Origin of the sequence: Achromobacter pestifer (assembly GCF_013267355.1) — a bacterium.
In the GTDB taxonomy this organism is placed as follows: Bacteria; Pseudomonadota; Gammaproteobacteria; order Burkholderiales; family Burkholderiaceae_B; genus Achromobacter; species Achromobacter pestifer_A.
This window is the reverse complement of the sequence record NZ_CP053985.1, coordinates 5,445,938-5,467,911: the sequence shown is the minus strand read 5'-3', so window position 1 is coordinate 5,467,911 and position 21,974 is coordinate 5,445,938. Positions and strand designations below refer to the sequence as shown.

General features: G+C 67.4%; 19 protein-coding genes. 9 read left to right on the top strand and 10 right to left on the bottom strand.

From position 1 onward, the window contains the following. The first annotated feature begins 136 nt into the window (after nt 1–136). Complete coding sequence (locus FOC84_RS25960; RefSeq protein ID WP_173147289.1) at nt 137–2,221, top strand: 5'-nucleotidase C-terminal domain-containing protein; 2,085 nt, start codon at nt 137–139, stop codon at nt 2,219–2,221. Here the strand turns inward: FOC84_RS25960 and FOC84_RS25955 are convergent. The 5 genes from FOC84_RS25955 to FOC84_RS25935 are packed head-to-tail and all read right to left on the bottom strand — an operon-like array spanning nt 2,218 to nt 7,994. Next, nucleotides 2,218–2,982, bottom strand: coding sequence for an iron ABC transporter ATP-binding protein (locus FOC84_RS25955; RefSeq protein WP_173147287.1), 765 nt, complete (start codon nt 2,980–2,982; stop codon nt 2,218–2,220). The two genes, FOC84_RS25960 and FOC84_RS25955, sit on opposite strands and share 4 nt — an antisense overlap. Beyond that, on the bottom strand, nt 2,979–3,965 hold the full coding sequence (locus FOC84_RS25950; protein WP_173147285.1) for an iron chelate uptake ABC transporter family permease subunit: 987 nt from the start codon (nt 3,963–3,965) through the stop codon (nt 2,979–2,981). Before FOC84_RS25950 ends, FOC84_RS25955 begins: the two co-directional genes overlap by 4 nt. After that, complete coding sequence (locus FOC84_RS25945) at nt 3,958–4,950, bottom strand: ABC transporter permease (protein ID WP_173147283.1); 993 nt, start codon at nt 4,948–4,950, stop codon at nt 3,958–3,960. The genes FOC84_RS25950 and FOC84_RS25945 overlap by 8 nt, the downstream gene beginning before the upstream one ends. Before the next feature lie 32 nt (nt 4,951–4,982). Next, entirely contained in the window at nt 4,983–5,933 is a 951-nt protein-coding gene (locus FOC84_RS25940) for a siderophore ABC transporter substrate-binding protein (protein ID WP_173147281.1), read from the bottom strand. A gap of 42 nt (nt 5,934–5,975) precedes the next feature. Then, on the bottom strand, nt 5,976–7,994 hold the full coding sequence (locus FOC84_RS25935) for a ligand-gated channel protein (RefSeq protein ID WP_173147279.1): 2,019 nt from the start codon (nt 7,992–7,994) through the stop codon (nt 5,976–5,978). A 212-nt stretch (nt 7,995–8,206) separates the two neighbouring features. Between FOC84_RS25935 and FOC84_RS25930 the strand changes: the two genes are divergently transcribed. Next, a complete protein-coding gene (locus FOC84_RS25930) occupies nt 8,207–8,920 on the top strand; it encodes a response regulator transcription factor (RefSeq protein WP_173147277.1) in 714 nt (237 codons plus the stop codon). Beyond that, entirely contained in the window at nt 8,920–10,311 is a 1,392-nt protein-coding gene (locus tag FOC84_RS25925; protein ID WP_173147275.1) for a sensor histidine kinase, read from the top strand. Before FOC84_RS25930 ends, FOC84_RS25925 begins: the two co-directional genes overlap by 1 nt. 12 nt (nt 10,312–10,323) lie before the next feature. Here the strand turns inward: FOC84_RS25925 and FOC84_RS25920 are convergent, their stop codons facing one another. The 3 genes from FOC84_RS25920 to FOC84_RS25910 are packed head-to-tail and all read right to left on the bottom strand — an operon-like array spanning nt 10,324 to nt 13,096. Next, nucleotides 10,324–11,142, bottom strand: coding sequence for a TatD family hydrolase (locus tag FOC84_RS25920; RefSeq protein ID WP_173147273.1), 819 nt, complete (start codon nt 11,140–11,142; stop codon nt 10,324–10,326). A 39-nt stretch (nt 11,143–11,181) separates the two neighbouring features. Further along, nucleotides 11,182–11,871 (bottom strand): ABC transporter ATP-binding protein, encoded by a 690-nt coding sequence (locus tag FOC84_RS25915; RefSeq protein WP_173147270.1) that lies wholly within the window; start codon nt 11,869–11,871, stop codon nt 11,182–11,184. Further along, nucleotides 11,864–13,096, bottom strand: a complete 1,233-nt coding sequence (locus FOC84_RS25910) for a lipoprotein-releasing ABC transporter permease subunit (protein WP_254242043.1) — start codon at nt 13,094–13,096, stop codon at nt 11,864–11,866. Before FOC84_RS25910 ends, FOC84_RS25915 begins: the two co-directional genes overlap by 8 nt. Before the next feature lie 178 nt (nt 13,097–13,274). Between FOC84_RS25910 and FOC84_RS25905 the strand changes: the two genes are divergently transcribed. Together FOC84_RS25905 and recJ are read left to right on the top strand one after the other, a co-directional pair. Continuing rightward, the gene (locus tag FOC84_RS25905) at nt 13,275–14,219 is read left to right on the top strand and encodes a hypothetical protein (RefSeq protein WP_173147266.1); all 945 of its coding nucleotides are present in this window, start codon (nt 13,275–13,277) and stop codon (nt 14,217–14,219) included. Beyond that, nucleotides 14,201–15,901, top strand: coding sequence for a single-stranded-DNA-specific exonuclease RecJ (gene recJ / locus FOC84_RS25900; protein ID WP_173147264.1), 1,701 nt, complete (start codon nt 14,201–14,203; stop codon nt 15,899–15,901). The genes FOC84_RS25905 and recJ overlap by 19 nt, the downstream gene beginning before the upstream one ends. Before the next feature lie 69 nt (nt 15,902–15,970). Here the strand turns inward: recJ and FOC84_RS25895 are convergent, their stop codons facing one another. Further along, complete coding sequence (locus FOC84_RS25895; RefSeq protein WP_173147262.1) at nt 15,971–17,281, bottom strand: MFS transporter; 1,311 nt, start codon at nt 17,279–17,281, stop codon at nt 15,971–15,973. A 260-nt stretch (nt 17,282–17,541) separates the two neighbouring features. Between FOC84_RS25895 and prfB the strand changes: the two genes are divergently transcribed. From prfB to FOC84_RS25875, 4 genes are all read left to right on the top strand, one after another. After that, nucleotides 17,542–18,646, top strand: a protein-coding gene (prfB, locus tag FOC84_RS25890) for a peptide chain release factor 2 (protein WP_143219486.1) whose coding sequence is annotated in 2 segments (ribosomal slippage) — nt 17,542–17,622 and nt 17,624–18,646 — 1,104 coding nt in all. Because the reading frame shifts where the segments join, the coding sequence is not laid out codon by codon here. A 40-nt stretch (nt 18,647–18,686) separates the two neighbouring features. Beyond that, complete coding sequence (locus FOC84_RS25885; RefSeq protein ID WP_173147260.1) at nt 18,687–19,442, top strand: SDR family oxidoreductase; 756 nt, start codon at nt 18,687–18,689, stop codon at nt 19,440–19,442. A 10-nt stretch (nt 19,443–19,452) separates the two neighbouring features. After that, nucleotides 19,453–20,976, top strand: a complete 1,524-nt coding sequence (gene lysS, locus FOC84_RS25880; RefSeq protein WP_173147258.1) for a lysine--tRNA ligase — start codon at nt 19,453–19,455, stop codon at nt 20,974–20,976. A 15-nt stretch (nt 20,977–20,991) separates the two neighbouring features. After that, nucleotides 20,992–21,312 carry a preprotein translocase subunit TatB gene (locus FOC84_RS25875; protein ID WP_173147256.1) on the top strand — a complete coding sequence of 107 codons (321 nt, stop codon included), beginning with the start codon at nt 20,992–20,994 and terminating at the stop codon, nt 21,310–21,312. Between the two features lie 21 nt (nt 21,313–21,333). On the opposite strand, the gene FOC84_RS25870 is transcribed toward FOC84_RS25875, so the two are convergent. Then, the gene (locus FOC84_RS25870) at nt 21,334–21,969 is read right to left on the bottom strand and encodes a TetR/AcrR family transcriptional regulator (RefSeq protein ID WP_438800847.1); all 636 of its coding nucleotides are present in this window, start codon (nt 21,967–21,969) and stop codon (nt 21,334–21,336) included. Nucleotides 21,970–21,974: the final 5 nt, after the last annotated feature.

The window sequence follows — 21,974 nt, the reverse complement described above, 5'->3', positions numbered from 1 at the left end:
TATGCCACCCGTGCGCGAACTCTGGCCGCGCCAGCCTCCACCCATGTCACGGCCGGGTCACACGCTGTCCCCAAAATTCCTTTCCTTCAAACCCGGAGGAAAGACGGTGAAGCCGAATCTAGGAAAGATCCTTGCAATGTCCGCCAGCGCCGCGCTGCTGGCAGGCCTGGCCGCCTGTGGCGGCGATGACGACGACGATGACGCGCCGCCGGCGCCGCCGCAGGCCAGCGTGCCCCAGGGTTCCACCTTGGACGTGGCCATCCTGGGCACCACCGACCTGCACGCCAATGTGCTGGGCTACGACTATTACAAGCTGGCCGAGGACAAGAGCTACGGCGTGGACCGCACGGCCACGCTGATCGCCAACGCCCGCAAGCAGAACGCCAACACCCTGCTGTTCGACAACGGCGACACCATCCAGGGCACGGCCTTGTCCGATTACCAGGCGCTGGTGAAGCCGGTGCAATGCAGCGACATGCTGGCGATCTACAAGCAGATGAAACTGCTGGCCTATGACGCGGCCACGCTGGGCAACCACGAATTCAACTACGGCCTGCCCTTCCTGTCGCAGATCACCGACACGAACTTCGGCCTGGCCGGCATCGCCAAGGGCACGGCGCAGACCAACCCCGCCGGGGCCAAGGACTGCGCGGCGCCGGGCTTCCCCTTCGTATCCGCCAACGTGGTATCGGCCGCCAGCAAGCAGCCCATCTTCAAACCCTGGGTCGTGTTGGACAAGACCTTCAAGGCCACGGATCCGAATGGCAAGCAGATCGACGTCGCGCTGAAAGTGGGCGTGATCGGCTTTGCGCCCCCGCCCATCCTGCAATGGGACAAGGCCAATCTGGAAGGCCATGTGGAAGTCGCGGGCTGGAAGGAATCGGCGCAGCGCTACGTGCCGGAAATGCGCGCCGCCGGCGCGGACCTGGTGGTGGCGCTGGCGCATGGCGGCATCGACATGCTCACTGCCTACAGCCCGGCCATGGAAAACGGCGCCGGCTACCTGAGCCAGGTGCCCGGCATCGACGCGTTGATCACCGGCCACCAGCACCTGCTGTTCCCCGACACCAACGCCAAGTCGCAATTCGCGGGCCAGCCCGGTATAGAGCTGGAGAAGGGGCTGATCAACGGCGTACCCGCCGTGCAGGCCGGCCAATGGGGCAACAACCTCGGCCAGATCACGCTCAAGCTTGCCTATGACAAAGGCTGGCAGGTACGGAAGGACGCCACCCGCGTGCAGCGCATCTCCACGCGCCTGACCGCGCAGAGCGGCGCCACGCCCGCGACCTACGTCGAATCCGACGCCGCCGCGCAGCAACTGGTGCAGGCCGAACACGCCGCCACCATCGCCTACGTCAAGACGCCCATCGGCCAGAGCCGCTTCGACATGGCGACCTACTACGCGCTGGCGGGCGACGTGTCGGCGCTGCAGATCGTGAACATGGCGCAGATCGATTATCTGGCGGACTACATCGCCAAGAACAAGCCGTCGTATGCCGCCCTGCCCATCCTGTCGGCGGCGGCGCCCTTCAAGGGCGGACGCAACGGTCCGGGCGACTTCACCTATGTGAAGCAAGGCAACATCGCCATCAACAACGCGGCCGATCTGTACCTGTACCCCAACACGCTGCAAGTGGTGCGGGTCAGCGGCGACATCGTGCGGCAATGGCTGGAGAAGACCGCCGAGCAGTTCCGGCAGATCGATCCGGGCCAGGTCGCACCGCAGGATCTGATCGACACGGGCTTTCCGACCTTCAACTTCGACGTGCTCTATGCGGCGGGCAACGCGCTGCGGTACGAGATCGACGTGACCCGCCCCAAGGGCTCGCGCATCACACAGCTGACGTATCAGGGCGCGCCGCTGAATCCGGCGGCGCAATTCCTGGTGGTCACGAACAACTACCGCGCCAGCGGCGGCGGCGACTTTCCCGGCCTGGCCGGCGGCAAGGGCGACATCGTGCTGCAAGCCCCGGACGCCAGCCGCGACGTGCTGATCGGCTACATCAAGAAGCACCCGGACCTGGACCTGGCAACCTATGGCCTGGACCGCAGTTGGCGCTTCGCGCGGGTGGGCGCCCTGGCGGGCCCGGTGGTGTTCGCGTCGGTGCCGGGCACGCTGGCCATGGCCGCGGCGCACGGCGTGGACAACGTCACGGTGCACGACGCCACGCCTGACCCGGCAACCCAGTTGTCGCGCTACGCGGTGGACCTCAGCCGCTAAGGCTGGCGGTAGTAGACGCAGATGCGCCGGCCGCCGATCTCGTGCACCTCGATCGGCAGCTCGTACAGCTCGCTCAGGACCTCCGGCCGGACCAGTTCGGCCGGAGGTCCCTGGCGCGCGATGCGCCCTGCCCGCATCGCCACGATGCGGTCCGCATAGGTGGACGCGAAATTGATGTCGTGCAGCACCAGCACCACCGTCTTGCCCAGTTCGTCGGCCGCGCGGCGCAAGGTGCCCATCATGGCGACGGCGTGCTTCATGTCCAGGCTGTTCAGGGGCTCGTCCAGCAGCACGTAGCGCGTGTCCTGGCACAACACCATCGCCACGAAGGCGCGCTGGCGCTGCCCGCCCGACATCTCGTCCAGATACCGGTCGGCCAACGCCTCCAGATTCAGATAGGCGATGGCGCGGTCGATGTGATCCTTGTCTTCAAGCGTCAGACGGCCGCCCGTGTGCGGATAACGGCCGAACGCGACCAGGTCCCTCGCCGTCAGCCGCAACGGCAGATGATTGTCCTGCCGCAGGATGGCCAGGCGGCGCGCCAGTTCCCGGCTGTCCGCCCGGGTCACGTCCAGGCCCTCGACCAGCACCCGGCCCGCGGACATGGGCAGCAGGCGGCTGACCATGGACAGCAGCGTGGACTTGCCCGCGCCGTTGGGGCCGATGATGGCCGTGACGCCGCCCGCCGGCAGCGACAGGCTGACCTCGTCGACCACCACGTTGTCGCCGTACTGCTTGCTGACTTGCTGGATCTCTATCATCGGCGCCCCCTGCGCAGGATCAGGACGAGGAACATCAGCCCGCCCAGGAATTCGATCACCACGCTGACGGTGGTATTCAGGCCCAGCACGCGCTCAAGCAGCGTCTGGCCGCCCACCAGGAAGATCACGCTCAGCAGCACCGCCGCCGGAACGGTGTGGCGGTGCCGGTCGGACCCCATGGCCTGATAGGCCAGGTTGCTGACCAGCAGGCCGAAGAACGTCACCGGGCCGACCAGCGCCGTCGATACCGACACCAGCACCGCGATGGCGGCCAGCGTCAGCATCAGCGTGCGGCGATAGTCCACGCCCAGGTTCACCGCGATGTCGCGGCCCAGCGCCAGCACGTCGTAGCGGCGGCGCATGCGCCACACCAGCAGGGACGCCGCGCACACCGCGGCCAGCGCGATCGGCAGCAGGCCCACGCGCACGGTGTTGAAGCTGGCGAACATGCGGTCCTGCAGCACCAGGAATTCATTGGGGTCGATCAACCGCACCACGAAGTTGGACAGGCTGCGGAACAGCAGGCCGAAGATGATGCCCACCAGCATCATCAGGTGCAGGCTGCGCACCGCATCCGAAAACAGCCAGCGGAACAGCAGGCAGGCGAACGCCGTCATGGCGCCGACCTCCAGCAGGAATGCGGCCACCGGATGGCTGGCGGCCGTGGCCGCCTGGCCGAAGCCGAACACCACCACTGCCTGGATCAGCAGGTACAGGGCGTCAAAGCCCATGATGGCCGGCGTCAGGATGCGGTTGTGGGTGATCGTCTGGAACAGCACCGACGACACCGCCACGGCATAGGCCACCAGCAGCATCGCCGCCAGCTTGGCGCCGCGGAACGGAATCACGAAAGACCACTGGCCGTTGGCGCCCAGCGTCATGAAGGCGATGGCGCAGGCCAGCGCAATGGCGCCCAACAGCCACAGACGCCAGGCTTGCGGCGCGCGGGCCGGCGCCGGGACGGAAATTGCGAGTTCAGCCACGCAGGTTCCTCCGCGTGCGCAGCAGCCACAGGAACAGGATGCTGCCCAGCACGCCGACCACCGTGCCGATCGGAATCTCGTAGGGATGGATCACCAGCCGGCCGATGACGTCGCAGGCCAGCACGAACACGCCGCCCAGCACCGCCACCCAGGGGATGGAGCGGCGCATGTTGTCGCCCAGCACCAGGCTGACGGCATTGGGCACGATCAGGCCCAGGAAGGGAATGCCGCCCGCGGTCACGACCACCACGGCCGATATCGCCGACACGATCAGCAGCCCGGCCAGCGTCAGCCGCGCGTGGTTCAGGCCCAGGTTGGCGGCAAACTCCCGGCCCATGCCGGCCACGGTGTAACGATCAGCCGCCGCATAGGCCGCGCAGGCCAGGCCGAAGCCTATCCACAGCAGTTCATAGCGTCCGCGCAGCACGCCCGAAAAGTCGCCCGTGGTCCAGGCGTGCAGCGACTGCAGCAGGTCGTAGCGGTAGGCAACGAAGGTGGTGGCGGCGTGGATCACGCCGCCCAGGATCAGGCCGATCAACGGCACGATGAAGGGCGTGCGCAGCGGCACGCGCTTGAGCAGCGCCAGGAACAGCAAGGTACCCGCCAGCGCAAAGCCCGTGGCCGTCAACATCTTGCCGATCACGGGCGTGTCCGGCGCCAGCAGCGTGACGACGAGTATGCCCAGGGTGGCGGACTCCACGGTGCCTGCGGTGGTGGGCTCCACGTAGCGGTTGCGCACCAGCATCTGCATGATGAGCCCCGCCACCGCCAGCGACATGCCCGCCAGCAGCAAGGCCAGCGTGCGGGGGATCCGGCTGACCATCAGCAGGCGCCAGGCGCGCTCCGCGTCCTCGCCCGCGCCCCACAACGCGGACAGGCTGAGCTGGCCCGCGCCCAGGCTGACGCTGGCCGCGCACAGGGCCAGCAGCAAGCCCACTGCCACCGCCAGCCCGCCCCAACCGCCTATCGACTGCCGCCAACTCACCCGCGATACCCCCGCCGCTCACACATCAGGCTTTACTTGCCCGCCGCCAGCGCGCCAGCGATCTCATCCACGTTCTGCTGCATGGAGGTCAGGCCCGCGCTGCCCAGCAGATACCAGTTGTAGCCGTTCAGGTAGACCACGCGCTTGTTCTTCCAGGCCTTGGTCGGACGCACCAGTTCGTTGTCCAGCATGCGCTGGGCCGACACGCCTTCGCGGCCGATGGCGGCGTCGCGGTCGATCACGAACAGCCAGTCAGGGTCGGTCTGGGCGATGAACTCGAACGAGATCGCCTGGCCGTGATTCGATACGCTCAGCCCCGTGGTCGCCGGCTTGATGCCGAACGCGTCGTGGATCACGCCAAAGCGCGAGCCCGGCCCGTAGGCGCTCATCTTGCCGCCGGTAGTCAGCACGATCAGTGCGGTGCCGGCGCTTGCCGCCTGCTTGTTCAGGCCCGCGATGGAGGCGCGCAAGGCGTCCAGCTTGGTCTTGGCGACATCCTGCTTGCCGTAGATGGCGGCCAGCGTTTCGGTATTGCGCGTCACGCTGCCGACCAGGTCCCGGGCGTTCACCGTCAGGTCCACGGTGGGCGCCAGCTTGGCCAGTTCGTCGTACTTGGGCGCGGAGCGGCCCGCCACGAAGATGAGCTGCGGCGCGGCGGCGTGGATCACTTCATAGTTGGGCTCGAACATCGAACCCACCTTCAGATAGCGCTGATCGGCATACTGGCTCAGCTGCGGCGGCCACTTGGCGACCGTCGGCACGCCCGCCACGTTCACGTCCAGCGCATGCAGCGTGTCCAGCACGGCCAGGTCCATCACCACCGTCTTCGCCGGGTTGGCCGGCACGGCGGTTTCGCCGCGCGCGTGCTTCACCGCCACCGTCGCCTGCGCGGCGCACACGGCCGTGGCGGCGCCCAGGACCAGCGCGGCCCCGGCCTGGACCGCCCAACGCCGGACGCGGCCTGCTTGCATTTGCTTCTTCATGCGTACCTCTTCATGTTGCGGGCGCCAGGCGCCCTTTCAAACTCAGAATTTGACGCCCACGCCCAGCCAGTAGCGGCGGCCGTCCTCGACGTAGCCGTAGTCGTCGTACGTGACCTGCTTGTCGAACAGGTTGTAGATGCCGGCATACACCGCCACCGTCTTGTTCACTTGGTACGAGCCGCCCAGGTCCACGAAGGTGTAGGAAGGCGCGACCACCGACGAGGACGACGGGCCGGTGATGGGCTGGCTTTCCTTGCCGCGGTAGTTCAGCCGCGCCCAGGCCTGCAGCGCGTCCGAGGCCTGCCAGTTCACCGTGGTGGTAAACAGGTGCTTGGGCAGCTGGTTGAGCGGCTGGCCCTTGTATTGGCCGGACTTCTGCTCCGACTTGGTGAACGTGTAGCTGCTGGTCAGAGACCAGTCGCGCGACAGCGGCAGCTTCAGGTTGGCTTCCACGCCGCGCGAATTGGCCTTGTCCACGTTCATGTAGGTGGTCGGGTCCGAACCGAACTGGTTCGGGCCGTCCGTGCACTGGGTCAAGGGGCAAGCGACGCGGGTGATCTTGTCCTTGAAGTCGTTGTTGAAGATCGTCAGGCCGGCGTTGAAGCCCTCGCCGTCGTCATACAGGATGCCGATTTCCTCGGTCACCGATTTCTCGGGCGTCAGGTCCGGGTTGCCGTACATGTTGCCGCCGCGGCTGACCTGGCCCCAGCCCGCCACCGTCTGGCGCAGGTCGGGCGCGCGGAATCCGGTGGACACGCCGCCCTTCAGGGTCCAGCGGTCGGCCATGTGCCAGACGCCGTACAGGCGCGGACTGAAGTGCGTGCCGAAGTTCTCGTCTTCGTCCATGCGCAGGCCCGCGGTGACGGCGAAGCTCTCGGTCAGGCGCCATTCGTCCTCGGCGAACAAGGCCCATTGGTAGCGGTCCACCTTGCTGGGGCCGTTGGCCAACTGGTTGCCGGTCTGATCGTTCAGGCGCTGGCTCAGGTAGCTGCCGCCTAGCGTCAGCATGTGCGAACCCAGGGGCATGGTCCAGCTCGTCTGGATGTCCAGGTTCTTGATCTTCATCTGGCGCGAGCGGTTGTCGAACTCTTCCTGCTGCACGTAGCTGTCCGACACGCCCCAGCCCCAGCGTCCGGTATGCGACAGCGCCCACTTGTTGCTGCGGTAATCGGTATCGGACGAGGCCGGGCAGCCATTGCGCCCGCAAGCCTGGCCGGGCGGCAGCGGCTCGACCGTCTTGCCCAGCGTTTCGTGCAGCTTCTGGCGCATGGTGGTCGCTTCCAGCACGATGTCGTGGTCGCGGTTGGGCGTCAGCGCCAATTTGGCCGTGACGCTTTCCGAGTTGCGCTTGCGGAAACCGTCGACGATGTCGTCTTCGTCGCGCTGCGTAGCCTGGCCGTAGATCTGCAGGCCCAGCAGGTCCGTCTTGATCGGGCCGGACAGGTAGAAATTGCCCTGGTAGATGTCGCCCGACTTGTTGCTTTCCTGGATCGTCGTGTCCAGGCGGATCTCGCCGCCCCACTCCGAGGGCACCTTGCGCGTGATGATGTTGATCACCCCGCCCATGGCGTCCGAGCCATACAGCGAGGACATGGGGCCGCGCACCACCTCGATGCGCTCGATGGCGGAAAGCGGCGGGGTCCAGCCGCCTTCCACGCCCGTGGAATCCGAGTTGGTGCGGGTTTCGCGTGAATTCTGGCGCTTGCCGTCGATCAGGATCAGCGTGTACTTGGGGCCCATGCCGCGCAGGCTGATGTCCTGGCGGTCGCCGCCGCCGGTGACGATCACGCCCGGCACATCCACCAGTGCGTCGTTGATGTCGCGGTAGAACTTCTTGTCCAGGTCCTCGCGGGTGATCACGCTGATCGACGCCGGCGCATCCTGGATCTGCTGCTCATAGCCCGAGGCCGTCACCACCACGGTGTCCAGCGTCTTGGCGCTGTCCGCGCTTTGCGCCCAGGCGGGCTGCGCCACGCCAAAACCCGCGGCGCACAGGGCCGCCGCCAACTGCGTGCGCGAACCCGGACCGCGCCGGCCGGCGACCAATTCTTTGCTGCTCATGATTCCAGTTTCTCCCGTCCCAGGCCCGCCCCGCACCCTGCGTGCGGCGTCCGTCCTGCCCCGTATTTATTAATGAAAACCATTCTCATATTAGAATTGGACCTGCCGGGAGCCAGCAACACGCTTTCCGCAACTTTTATCTTCTTTGAACTTCTTGACACTCCGGCCCGCGGCCATAAGCCAAACTGCCGGATGCAGAACCGACGACACGCATGCCTTTTTCCCACGCCCCGGTGACTCGCCGCATCCTGCTGATCGACGACGATGTCGAGCTCGCGCAGATGCTGCGCGAATACCTGGAACCCGGTCACTGCCAGCTCGCCCTGGCGCATAGCGGCGCGCAGGGCCTCGCCCTGCTGGCGCAAGACGACTACGACCTGGTGCTGCTGGACCTGATGCTGCCCGACGGCAACGGGCTGGACCTGCTGAAGCAGTACCGCCAGCGCTCGCGCCGGCCCGTCATCATGTTCACCGCCCACGGCAGCGAGACGGACCGTGTGCTGGGCCTGGAGTTCGGCGCCGACGACTACCTCGCCAAACCCTTCAGTCCGCGCGAGCTCAAGGCCCGCATCACCGCGGTGCTGCGCCGCTTCGAAGAAGTGCCCGACACCGCCCGCCCCGCCCTGGCGCTGGGCGCGGTGTCGCTGGATCCCGCCACCGGCCTGCTGCGGGTGGGCGACAGCGAAATCGCGCTGACCGGCGCCGAACAGCGCATCCTGGAAATCCTCATGCGCACGCCCGGCCAGGTGGTCGCGCGCGACCAGATCGGCCTGTACGCGCTGGGCCGCAAGCCCGACCGTTACGACCGCAGCATCGATACCCACATCAGCTCGCTGCGCAAGAAGCTGCGCGGCGACAGCGGCCTCGAGACGCTGGCGATCCGCAACCTGCGCGGCCTGGGCTACGTGCTGGCGGGCGCGGACTGATGGCCTGGCTGCCCGCCCGCTCCCTGTTCTGGCGCGCTTTCCTGACCTTCTGGGGCGCGATGGCCGTCATCCTGGTCTGCGGCATGGTGCTGACGGCCGCGGTCGCCTGGTACCGCTTCAACTCGCTGGACGGCCTGAATCCCGGCAACCTCACGCGCGACGCCGCGCAAATCGCCCGCAGCGAGGGCGCGGACGGCCTCAAGCGCTGGGTCGAGGCCATGGACCAGCGCTACTCGGCCCTGAAGATCTACGTCATGGACACCCAGGACAAGGACATCCTGGGCCGGCGGCTGCCCGCCCGCATGGAAGACTGGCTGAGCGACTTCCGCGCCGGGCCGGACCGCTCGCCGAAAGCCGACTACCTGCCTGCCGACCCCACCGGCGAGCGCGTTTCCTGGTGGGAGCCGCAAAAGCTGGTTCTGCCCGATGGCTCGGTGCTGCTCTTGCTGTTCCTGCCGTTCGACTCTTCGCATTGGGAAGTGCTGGCCCTGTCGCCCGTCGCGCTGGCGCTGGTACTGTTCGCGCTGGCCGTGACCGCGCCGTTCTGCTGGGCCTTGAGCCGCCACGTGACCGCCCCCTTGGCGCAGTTGCGCCAGACCACGCATGCCTTGTCCGCCGGGCGCCTGGATGCGCACACGCCCGCCAAGCTGGCCCGCCGCAAGGATGAATTGGGCCTCTTGGCGCGAGACTTCGACGCCATGGCCGACCGCCTGAAGGCGCTGGTCGACACACGCGAGCAGCTGCTGCGCAACATTGCGCACGAGCTGCGCTCGCCGCTCGCGCGGCTGCGGCTGGCAGCCGAACTGGCGCGGCGCAAGGACGAGCGCCAGGACCTGCAGCTGGACCGTATCGAACTCGAGTGCGAACGCCTGGACGCGCTGGTGGGCAACACCTTGCGGCTGGCGCGCCTGGGCGCCCTGCCGGTGCCTACCGACAGCCTGGATCTGGCCGAAATCGTGTCCGATGTGGTCGAGGACGCGCGCTACGAAGCCGGCGGCCGGCGGATCCGCATAGAGTGGGACCAGCACGCTCCCGTGCCCCTGGTCGGCGACCGCTGCAGCCTGGCCAGCGCGATCGAAAACGTGTTGCGCAACGCCTTGCGTTTCGCCCCCGCGCACAGCGCGATCCGCGTGCGCCTGCTGTCGAACGCGCAGGAAGCCTGCCTGGAGATCGAAGACCGCGGGCCGGGCGTGGCCGCCGAAGAGCTGGAATCGCTGTTCGAACCTTTCTATCGCACCGCCTCGGGCGCGCGCAAGCCGGGCAGCGGCGCCGGCCTGGGCCTGTCCATTGCCCAGGCCGCCGTGGCCGCGCACAAGGGTAGGATGTCGGCCCGCAACATGTCGCCGCAAGGGCTGAGCGTGCGGCTGGAACTGCCGCGCCTGAGCGGCTGAGGCCCCGCCCGATCAGTCGGCGTCGGCCAGGATCGCGGCCGGCAGCCGCGGCAATACCCGCAAGGCGTTGGCCGTGGTGGCATGTGCCACCCGCGCCGGCGTGATGCCGCGCAGCTGCGCCAGCGTGGCGGCGATGCGGACCAGTTCAGCGGGCGCATTGCGCCGCTGCGGCGGATGCAGCCAGGCCGGAGGGATGTCCGGCGCATCGGTTTCCAGCACCAGATGCGCCAGATCCACGTCCACCGCATGGCGGCGGATCTGCAAGGCGCGTTCATAGGTCATGGCGCCGCCCAGGCCCAGCGCGAAACCCTGATCGATGAAGGCCTGCGCCTGCTGCGCGCTGCCGTTGAAGGCATGCGCAATGCCGCCGATGCGCGGATGGCGGCGCAGGTGTTTCAAGAGGATGTCCTGCGATTTGCGCACGTGCAGCAGCACCGGCAAGCCGAACTCGGCGGCCAGCGCCAGTTGCGCGGCATAGAAGCGCTCCTGGCGCTCGCGCGGTTCGCCGGAGGCAATTTCAGGAACGAAGAAATCCAGGCCGATCTCGCCGATGGCGACGAAGCGGGGGTCGCCCAGCGATTCCTTGACGGCGGCGCGTAGCGCCTCCAGGTCGCCGTCGCCGGCGCGCTGCACGTACAGCGGGTGTATGCCCAGCGCGTACGCGCCGCCGGCCGTCTTGCCGGCAAGTTCGCGCACCACGGAAAAATTGGCGCGCTCGACGGCCGGGATCACGATGGATTGGACGCCCGCCTCACAGGCTGCGTCGGCGACTTGCTCGCGGTCGGCGTCGAACTCGGCGGCATCCAGGTGGCAATGGGTATCGATCAGCATGGGCGCGACCTCCTTGCCCGGATTATCCCCCGGCGCGCCCTAACCCGAAACCAGGCGGCCGTTTTCCATGAGCAACTGGCGGTCGGCGCGGGCAGCCAATTCCGGGTCATGGGTGACGATGGCGAACGCCGTGCCGGACTCCTGGTTCACCCGCGTCAGCAGTTCAAACATGATGTGCGCGGTGTGGCGGTCCAGGTTGCCGGTGGGCTCGTCGGCCAGCACGCAGACAGGCCGCGTGACCAGCGCGCGCGCCAGCGCCACGCGCTGCCGCTCGCCGCCGGACAGCTGGCCCGGGAAATGTCCCTCGCGGGCGGACAGGCCCACCATGGCCAGAACCTCGTGCGCGGCTGCGCGCGCCTTGTCGCGGTTCTCGCGGCGCACGATCAGCGGCATCGCCACGTTGTCCAGCGCGGAGAACTCCGGCAGCAGGTGGTGGAACTGGTAGACGAAGCCCAGGCTGCGGTTGCGCACGGCGCTCTTGCGGCCCTCGGACAGTCCGATACCAAGTTGGCCGTCCACTGAAACCGAGCCGCTGGTAGGCACGTCCAGCAGGCCCAGGATGTGCAGCAGCGTGCTCTTGCCGGAACCGGAGGCGCCGACGATGGCGACCATTTCGCCGCGCGCCACGGACAGGCTGACGTTGCTCAGCACTTCGATGCGCGCGGGGCCTTCGTCATAGACCTTGACGATGTTGTCGGCCTGCAGCGCGGGAGTCAGCATGTCAGTCATGGCGCAGCACCTGTGCGGGTTGCAGGCGCGAGGCGCGCCAGCTGGGATACAGGGTCGCCAGCAGCGACAGCACCAGGGAGGTCACGCCGATGGTGACGATGTCGCCCATCTGCGGATCCGACGGCAAGGCGCTGATGAAATAGATTTCGCGCGGCAGGAAATGCACGCCCAGCAGGCCTTCGATGAACGGCACGATCACGTCCACGTTGTAGGCGATGAGGATGCCGCCCGCCACGCCCAGCAGCGTGCCGATCACGCCGATCAGCGCCCCCTGCACCAGGAAGATACGAGCGATCTCGCGCGGTCCCGCGCCCAGCGTGCGCAGGATGGCGATGTCGGACTGCTTGTCCTTCACGGCCATGACCAGGGACGACAGCAGGTTGAACGCGGCCACGGCCACGATCAGCGCCAGGATCAGGAACATCATGCGCTTTTCGGTCTTCACGGCCGCGAACCAGGTGCGGTTGTTGCGCGACCAGTCGCTTGCCATCATGTAGGGCGGCAGCACCTTCTGCAATTCGGCCGCCACTTCCGGCGCGCGCTGCATGTCGGCGATGCGCAGGCGCACGCCGGCGGTGCCGCTGTCGCGGAACACGCGGGCGGCGTCCTCGTCGTCGACGAAGGCCAGCGAGGAATCGTATTCGTAGTGGCCGGACGAGAACACGCCCACCACGGTGAACTGGCGCATGCGCGGCGTGAAGCCCGCCGGGCTGATCGAACCTTGCGGCGCCATCATCAACAGCGTGTCGCCGAGCTTGACGCCCATGCCGTCGGCCAGTTCATTGCCCAGCACCACGCCGAAGCTGCCGGGCTTCAGGTCGGTGAGCTTGCCCGACACCATCTGGCGCGGCAGGTCCGACACATTGCCTTCGGTCTGCGGGTCGATGCCGCGCACCTGCACGCCGCGCAAGGCCTGCCCGCGCACCAGCATGCCCTGCGCCGCCACGAACGGAGCACCGGCCTTGACGGCAGGATTCTTCTCGGCGGCGGAAGCGAACTCCTGCCATTTTTCCAGCACCCGCTCCGGCGCCGCGCCGGGGATGTAGAGTTCAATGTGCGGCAGCACCGACAGCATGCGGTCGCGCACTTCCTTCTGGAAGCCGTTCATCACGGACAGCACCACGATCAGGGCGGCGACGCCCAGCGCGATGCCCGCCATGGAACTGGCGGCGATGAAGGAGATGAAGCGATCGCGGCGGCCGCGTCGCTGGCGGATTCTGGCCAACCCGGCATAGCGGGCGCCTATCCATAGTTCGTAGGGTATTTTCAGCACGAGCGCATTATGGCATTAACCGCCTGGATTCCGCCCCGCGGATGTGCGGTTCCGAGACCAGGCGTTTCAAGCTATGGCAGTGGCGGACGCCGCTTAGTTCCCGCAGCCCGCGCGGACTACAATCGCGCCCATGCTGATCGTCATTCCGGGCGCCCTGCCCGCCCTTCCCGTCGCCGCCGAACTGGCCAAGCTCTTGCCCGAACGCGCGCCCACGCTGCACGGCTGGCTGCAGGCCGGCGCCGCCCGGCCCCAGGCCCACGACCTGCGCGCCCAGGGCTGCACGCCCTACGAATCCTGGCGGCTGGACCGGGCGGGCTACGTCCCCGAGCCCGGCCTGCCGCCCGGCGCAGGACTGGGTCCGCTGCTGGCCGGCGCGCAAGCCGAAGGCCCTGAACCCGTCTGGCTGGCCGAACTGGTCCATCTGGCGCTGGGCACGGACCAGGCGACCTTGCTGGACCCTGGCCTGATGGAGCTGCGCGCCGAGGAAACGGCTGCGCTGCTGGATACGGCCCGCCCCCTGTTCGAGGACACGGGCTTCGCGGTCGAGCCGCTCTCGCCAGAACGCTGGCGCCTGCGCTTGCCGGACGGCCTGCGTCCGCAGACCGCCAGCCCGTTGGCGGTGGCCGGACAGCGCCTGAACGACTGGTGGCGCCAGGACGCGGAAGCGCGGCCGTGGCGCCGGCTGCTCAATGAAATACAGATGGCCTGGCACGAACACCCGGTCAACGACGCCCGCGCGGCGCGGGGCTTGCCGCCGGTCAACGCGCTGTGGCTGTATGGCGGCGGCACGCCCTGGACGCAGACCCAGCCGGCCGCGGCGCAGGTCTACGACAACCTGGACGCCCCACAGCGAGCCGGCGACTGGGCTGCCTGGCTGGATGCCCTGGCTGCGCTGGACGCGCAGCATCTGCGGCCGCTGGCCGGCAAGAACGGCCTACCGGCCGCGCCCGCCGAACTGCTGCTGCTGGGCGACGACCGCAAGGTCGCCCTTACCCTGAAACCGCGCGGGGGCCTGCTAGGCTTGCTGCCCGCGCCCAAGAAAAACTGGAGCGCCTGGTGGTCTCACCCCGCTTAACCGTCCGTACGCCTGACCTGCAAGCCTGCCATATCCTGGAAGCCTCGGGTATCCATCCCCTGCTGGCCCGCTTGTGGGCCGCCCGCGGCGTCACCCATCCCGACCAGACCCGGCTCGCCTGGCCGTCCCTGCTGCCGCCCGCCGGCCTGACGCATTCGGCCCATGCCGCGGGCGTGCTGGCCGACGCCATCCAGGCGGGCAAGAAGCTGCTGATCGTGGCCGACTACGACTGCGACGGCGCCACCGCCTGCGCGGTCGGGCTGCGCGCCCTGTCCGCCATGGGCGCCGACGTGGACTTCCTGGTGCCCAATCGATTCGAAACCGGTTACGGCCTGTCGCCGGCCGTGGTCGACCTGGCGGTCCGGCACCGCGCGGGCAAGCCCGACATCATCATCACCGTGGACAACGGCATCGCCAGCGTGGACGGCGTGGACGCGGCCAATGACGCCGGCATCGGCGTGGTCATCACCGACCACCACCTGCCGGGCGACACGCTGCCGGCGGCCCTGTCCATCGTCAACCCCAACCAGCCGGGCTGTGGCTTTCCGTCCAAGAACCTGGCCGGCGTGGGCGTCATTTTCTACATGATGCTGGCGCTGCGCGCAGAACTGCGCCGCCGCGGCGTCTACGCGGCCGATGGCGGCCCGCGCCTGGACGCGCTGTCCGACCTGGTGGCCCTGGGCACCGTGGCCGACGTGGTCAAGCTGGACGCGAACAACCGCCTGCTGGTCACCCAAGGGCTGCAACGCATGCGCGCAGGCCGCCTGCAACCCGGGCTGCGCGCGCTGTTCGCCGTGGCCGGGCGCGAGCCGCGCGCGGCCAACGGCTTCGACCTGGGCTTTGCGCTCGGCCCGCGCATCAATGCCGCCGGCCGTCTGGCCGACATGAGCCTGGGCATCGCCTGCCTGACCACCGACGACGAGGCGCAAGCGCTGGAAATGGCGCGCGAGCTCGACAACATCAACCGCGAACGCCGCACCATCGAAGCCGAAATGCGCGAACAGGCGCTGGCCGCCATGGAAGAGCCGAACGCGGCCGCGGGCGCCACGGTCTGCGTGTTCGACCCGGGCTGGCACCAGGGCGTGGTGGGCCTGGTGGCCTCGCGCCTTAAGGAAAAGTTCTGGCGTCCCACGCTGGCCTTCGCGCCCGCCGGCGACGACGAAATCCGCGGCTCCGGCCGCTCGATCCCCGACGTGCATCTGCGCGATGCGCTGGACCTGGTGTCCAAGCGCCATCCCAACTTGATCCGCAAGTTCGGCGGCCACGCCATGGCGGCCGGCCTGACCCTGGGCCGCAACGACTTCGCCGCCTTCGCCCCGGCCTTCGACGCGGCGGTGCGCGAGCTGACGGGCCGCGACACCTTCGAACCGGTGATCGAGACCGACGGCTCGCTGGAAACCGGCTACGCCAACGCCGACGTGGCTGGCATGCTGCAACAGCAGGTGTGGGGCGCCGGCTTCGCCGCGCCGCTGTTCCTCGACGAGTTCGTGGTGCGCAACCAGCGCCTGGTCGGGGAAAAGCACCTCAAGCTGTCACTCGAACGCGGCCACCAGCGCTTTGACGCCATCTGGTTCGGCCACGACCAGTCGCTGCCCGAGCACATCCAGGCCGCTTACCGCCTGGAGCAGAACGTATGGAACGGAATGGTGTCGGTGCAACTGGTGATCGAACACGCGGGGTGAAAAACCCCTGATGGTTCAGCGCGGCGCGGACCTGGGATCGTGTCCAGGCCCGCCCGCGCTGCCTCCGCTCTACTTGTTCACCAACTTCGCTGGCTGCGCCAGCGCCACCAGCGCCCCCACTACCAGGCAGCCCGACAGCATGTAGAGGCCAGTGTTGGTGGTGCCGGTCATGTCCTTCAACCAGCCGACCAGATACGGGCTGACGAAGCCCGCCAGGTTGCCCACCGAATTGATGAGCGCGATGCCGGCCGCGGCCGCCGTGCCACCGAGCAAGGCGGTGGGCAGGCTCCAGAACAGCGGCAGCACCGTGCAGATGCCGATGTTCGCCACCGTCAGCGCCAGAATCGCCAGCACCGTGTTGCCGCTCCAGATCGCCGAGAACAGCAGGCCCACGGCGCCGAACAGCGCGGGCAGCGCCACGTGCCAGCGGCGCTCGCGATGGCGGTCCGAGTTGCGCGAGATCAGGATCATGCCGATCACGGCGAACAGGTTCGGAATCGCCGTCAGCAGGCCGATGGCCAGCGGGCTCTGCACGCCCGTGCTCTTGATCAGGGTCGGCATCCAGAAGCCCACGCCGTACAGCCCCATCACGAACGAAAAGTAGATCAACGCCATCGCCCACACGCGCGGCTTGGTCAGCGCGGCGCGGATCGGCGGGTCTTCCTTCTGCTGCTCCTCGGCCGCGATGTTGCGGATCAGCACCGCCTTTTCATTGGCGGTCAGCCATTTGGCCTTGTTGATGCGGTCGTCCAGATAGATCAGCACCAGCACGCCGATCAGCACCGATGGAATGCCTTCCAGCAGGAACAGCCACTGCCAGCCCGACAGCCCATGGTCGCCATGGAAGGTGCTCATGATCCAGCCAGAGATCGGGCCGCCGATCAGCCCGGACATGGGCACCGCGGTCATGAAGAAAGTCGTGATGCGGCCGCGCCGGGCCGCCGGATACCAATAGGTCAGGTACAGGATGATGCCCGGAAAGAATCCAGCCTCGGCCGCCCCCAGCAAGAAGCGCAAGGCGTAGAACATGTGCACGCTGGTCACGAACATCATGCAGGCGGAGATGATCCCCCAGGTGATCATGATGCGCGCGATCCAGACCCGCGCCCCCACCTTGTGCAGGATGATGTTGCTGGGAATCTCGAAAATAAAGTAACCGATGAAGAAAATACCCGCGCCCAGCCCGTAGACCGTTTCGCTGAACTGCAGCTCCTGCAACATCTGCAGCTTGGCGAAACCCACGTTCACGCGGTCCAGGTAGGCCACGACGTAACACACCACCAATAGCGGCACCAGCCGCCAGCCTACCTTGCGGTAGATCCGGTCTTCCTCGGTCGCCGGGATCGCCGGCGACACTCCGGGGGCCATCGCGTTTTCCATCTATGTCTCCATTCCTCTGTCGGGATAGGCCGGCTGCTCGCCGGCGCCGTTGCGGCCCGCCTCGTTCCGATCAGGAACGGCCAGACCGTCACCCCGCAGCCTAAAACCCAGCAGTTGACAAAAAACTGAACAACTTGGGTTTGGCAGCAACATCCGCCGCGATACGATCCGTCCCCCTTCGGACCAGGCACGGCCGCGCACTTGCTCCAAGCACGGTAAAATGTTTGGTTTCGCACAAAAGTCATCAGGACAGGATCATCATGGAAGCCGAACGTCAGAACCAGCTCGCAGCCCGCCTCGCCGATTACGCGGAGCGCGAACAGGCTCTACGGAGGTATCTTTGACTACGATGCCAAAGCTGAACGCCTGCAAGTCGTAAACGCCGAACTCGAAGATCCGGCGGTCTGGAACGATCCCAAGCACGCCCAGGACCTGGGCCGTGAAAAGAAAGCCCTCGAAGACGTGGTGGAAACGCTCACCGCCCTGGGCTCGGGCTTGGCCGACTCGAACGAATTGTTCGAACTGGCCGCTTCCGACGACGACGACGCCACCCTCGAATCCATCGAGCAGGACGCCGACGCCTTCCAGGAAAAACTGGAAGCGCTGGAATTCCGCCGCATGTTCTCCAATCCGGCCGATCCGCTGAACTGCTTCCTGGACATCCAGGCCGGCGCCGGCGGCACGGAAGCGCAGGACTGGGCCTCCATGCTGCTGCGCCAGTACCTGAAGTACGCCGAGCGCAAGGGCTTCAAGGCCGAAGTGCTGGAAGAATCCGACGGCGACGTCGCGGGCCTGAAGTCCGCCACCATCAAGATCGAGGGCGAATACGCGTTCGGCTACCTGCGCACCGAAACCGGCGTGCACCGCCTGGTGCGCAAGAGCCCGTTCGATTCCTCGGGCGGGCGCCACACCTCGTTCGCCAGCGTCTTCGTCTACCCCGAAGTCGACGAATCCTTCGAAGTCGAAGTGAACCCCGCCGACCTGCGCGTGGACACCTACCGCGCCTCCGGCGCGGGCGGCCAGCACATCAACAAGACCGACTCGGCCGTGCGCCTGACCCACATGCCCACCGGCATCGTGGTGCAGTGCCAGAACGACCGTTCGCAGCACCGCAACCGCGCCGAAGCCATGCAGATGCTGAAGTCCAAGCTCTACGAACTCGAAATGCGCAACCGCATGGCCGAGCAGCAGAAGCTGGAAGACTCCAAGACCGACGTGGGCTGGGGCCACCAGATCCGCTCCTACGTGCTGGACCAGAGCCGCATCAAGGATCTGCGCACCAACGTCGAAATTTCCAACACCCAGAAGGTGCTGGACGGCGACCTGGACCCCTTCATCCAGGCCAGCCTGAAGCAAGGCATCTGAGTTTCGCGATAGTCCCCTCAACGCATCCAGAGGTTCACGAATGTCCGACACCATTGCAATTCTCACCGGCGCTTCGCGCGGCATCGGCGCCGCCATGGCGCGCGGCCTGGCCAAACCGGGCACCCGCCTGATCACCCTGGCGCGCCGCGAAGACCCCGAGCTGGCCGCTTACGCGCGCTCGCAGGACGCGCAGCTGGAACAGCTGTCCGTGGACCTCTCGGACCTGAACGCCGTTGAGACGGTGGCGCAGCGCATCTGCGCATCGCTGCCGCGCGACGCCAGCCGCTATCTGCTGATCAACAACGCCGGCACGGTGCATCCCATCGCGGCCACCGACGCGCTGGCCGACGGCGCGGCCATCGCCGCCGCCTTCAACCTGAACGTCAGCGCCGTCATGCTGCTCACGGCGCGCTTCCTGGCCGCCGTCGAAGACCTCAAGGCCGACCGCCGCGTGCTCAACATCTCCTCCGGCGCGGGCCGCAACCCGAACGCCGGCTGGGGCGTCTACTGCGCCACCAAGGCCGCGCTCGACATGTATTCGCGCGTGGTCAAGGCCGAGCAAGGCGCCGACGGCGCGCGCATCGTCGCGCTGGCCCCCGGCATCGTCGACACCGACATGCAGGTCGCCATCCGTTCCAGCGATCCGGAAAGCTTCCCGGCGCTGGCCAAGTTCCAGGAGTTCCACGCGACCGGCAAGCTGTCCTCGCCCGCCAACGTGGCCTCCCGCATCCTCGCCTACCTGGATCGCGAAGATTTCGGCACGACCGAAATCGACGACATCCGCAATTACGACTGATCCCCCGACCATGACCGACCACACGACCGCTCCGGCTCCCGCCCAGGATGAAAACCGCTTGATCGCCGAACGGCGCGCCAAGCTGGCCAAACTGCGCGAAACCGGGGTCGCGTACCCCAACGACTTCGTTCCCGACGCCCGCGCCGCCGCCCTGCATGACAAGTACGACGGCCAGGAGCAGGAAGCCCTGGCCGCCAATCCGGTCACCGTCAAGGTCGCCGGCCGCATGATGCTCAAGCGCGTCATGGGCAAGGCCAGCTTCGCCACGCTGCAGGACAGCACCGGCCGCATCCAGATCTACCTGGACCGCGGCACGCTGGGCGAAGACAACTACGCCGCGTTCAAGCAATGGGACATCGGCGACATCATCGCCATCGAAGGGTCGGTCTTCAAGACCAACAAGGGCGAGCTGTCGGTGCACGCCGCCAGCGCGCGCCTGCTGTCCAAGTCGCTGCGCCCGCTGCCCGACAAGTTCCACGGCGTGGCCGACCAAGAACTGCGCTACCGCCAGCGCTACGTCGACCTCATCATGACGGACGCCACGCGCCGCACCTTCGAGGCGCGCAGCAAGGCCGTGGGCAGCATCCGCCAGTTCATGCTGAACGCGGGCTTTCTTGAAGTGGAAACCCCCATGCTGCACCCGATCCCGGGCGGCGCGGCGGCCAAGCCCTTCGTCACGCACCACAATGCGCTGGACATGGAAATGTACCTGCGCATCGCGCCCGAGCTCTACCTCAAGCGCCTGATCGTCGGCGGCTTCGAACGCGTTTTCGAAGTCAACCGCAACTTCCGCAACGAGGGCGTGAGCCCGCGCCACAATCCTGAATTCACCATGATGGAGTTCTATGCGGCCTTTGCGGAATACCGCTGGCTCATGGACTTCACGGAAGAATTGATCCGCCAGGCCGCCATCTCGGCCACCGGCAGCGCGGTGCTGACCTACGGCGAACGCGAACTGGACCTGTCCAAGCCGTTCGACCGCCTGACCATCTGCGAAGCCATCCTCAAGTACGCCGACGGCTACACCCAGGCGCAGCTGGACGACGCGGCCTTCGTGCGCGCGGAACTCAAGAAGCTGGGCGCCGACGCCGACGGCCCGGTGCTGTCGCGCGCCGGCCTGGGCGCGCTGCAATTGGCGCTGTTCGAAGAAACCGCCGAAGCCAAGCTCTGGAACCCCACCTACATCATCGACTACCCGGTGGAAGTCTCCCCGCTGGCGCGCGCCTCCGATACCCGCGAGGGCATCACCGAGCGCTTCGAGCTCTTCATGACCGGCCGCGAGATCGCCAACGGCTTCTCGGAACTGAACGATCCCGAAGACCAGGCCGAGCGCTTCCGCTCGCAGGTCGAGGCCAAGGACGCGGGCGACGAGGAAGCCATGTTCTACGACGCGGACTACATCCGCGCCCTGGAATACGGCATGCCTCCGACGGGCGGCTGCGGCATCGGCATCGACCGCCTGGTCATGCTGCTGACCGACAGCCCCAGCATCCGCGACGTCATCCTCTTCCCGCACCTGCGCCGTGAAGACTAAACGGCGGCTGGCATCATGATCTTCAAGATCCTGATGCTGCTGCTGGTCGTGGCGGGGCTGATCTACTGGATCAAACAGCCCCGCAGCGTCCAGCCCTCCTCCCCCTACCCGGCGGCGCGGCCGCGCCGGCCGGTGTTCATCGCCTTGTGCATCGCTGCGGCGATCTCGGTGGCCGCCTCGCTGATGACTTTCCTGCTGTGGGCGGGTGGTGTCGCGGGCGGCGTCACCGGCGGCGGCTATCACGGCCAGGTGGATTTCCTGCTGCCCGTGGCGGGCACGCTGCTGGCGCTGGCCGTCGCCTGCGCCGTAGGCGCGTTCCTCAAGCGCCGGGGCTGAGCGCCCGGCCTTGCGGCCTGCCTATTCGGGCCACTTGCCGGCCCCCGCCGGCAGCGACGGCAGCGAAGCCTGCAGCATCGCATCGATGAACTCGGCGGGCTGCAAGCGGCCGTCCGGCTTGTACCACTGCACCGTCAGGTTCATGGCGCCCAGCACGCAGCGCTTGATGACGCGCGCGTCGCCTTGCAACAGCCCCGCCGCCATGGCGGCCGCCACCGCGTCCTGCCACATTTCCTCGTAACGGTCGCTCAGCGATTTCACGGCCGCCCGGCTGGGCAAGGACAGGCTGCGCCATTCATACACCAGCGCATTCATGGCGTCTCCGCCTGCCCCATGCAGCATGCTCCACATATGCACGCGGAACAGCGCGGCCAGCCGGTCCGCCGGCGCCTGGTAGCGCGCCAGCGCCCGTTCGCCATGGTCTATCACTTCCTGGATGCCGTTATTCATCACCGCCACCAGGATCTCCTCCTTGCTGCGGAAATGATGGAACAAGCTGCCGGACTGCAAGCCCACCGCCCGCGCCAGCTCGCGCACGGTGGTGCGTTCATAGCCGTGCTTGCAGAACAGCTGCCCGGCCGTCAGGATCACCTCGCGCCGGCGCTCGGATTCCGATCCTTCGTCCCGGCCTTCCGTGGCCTCCCGCAGCTTCTCCATGTCCG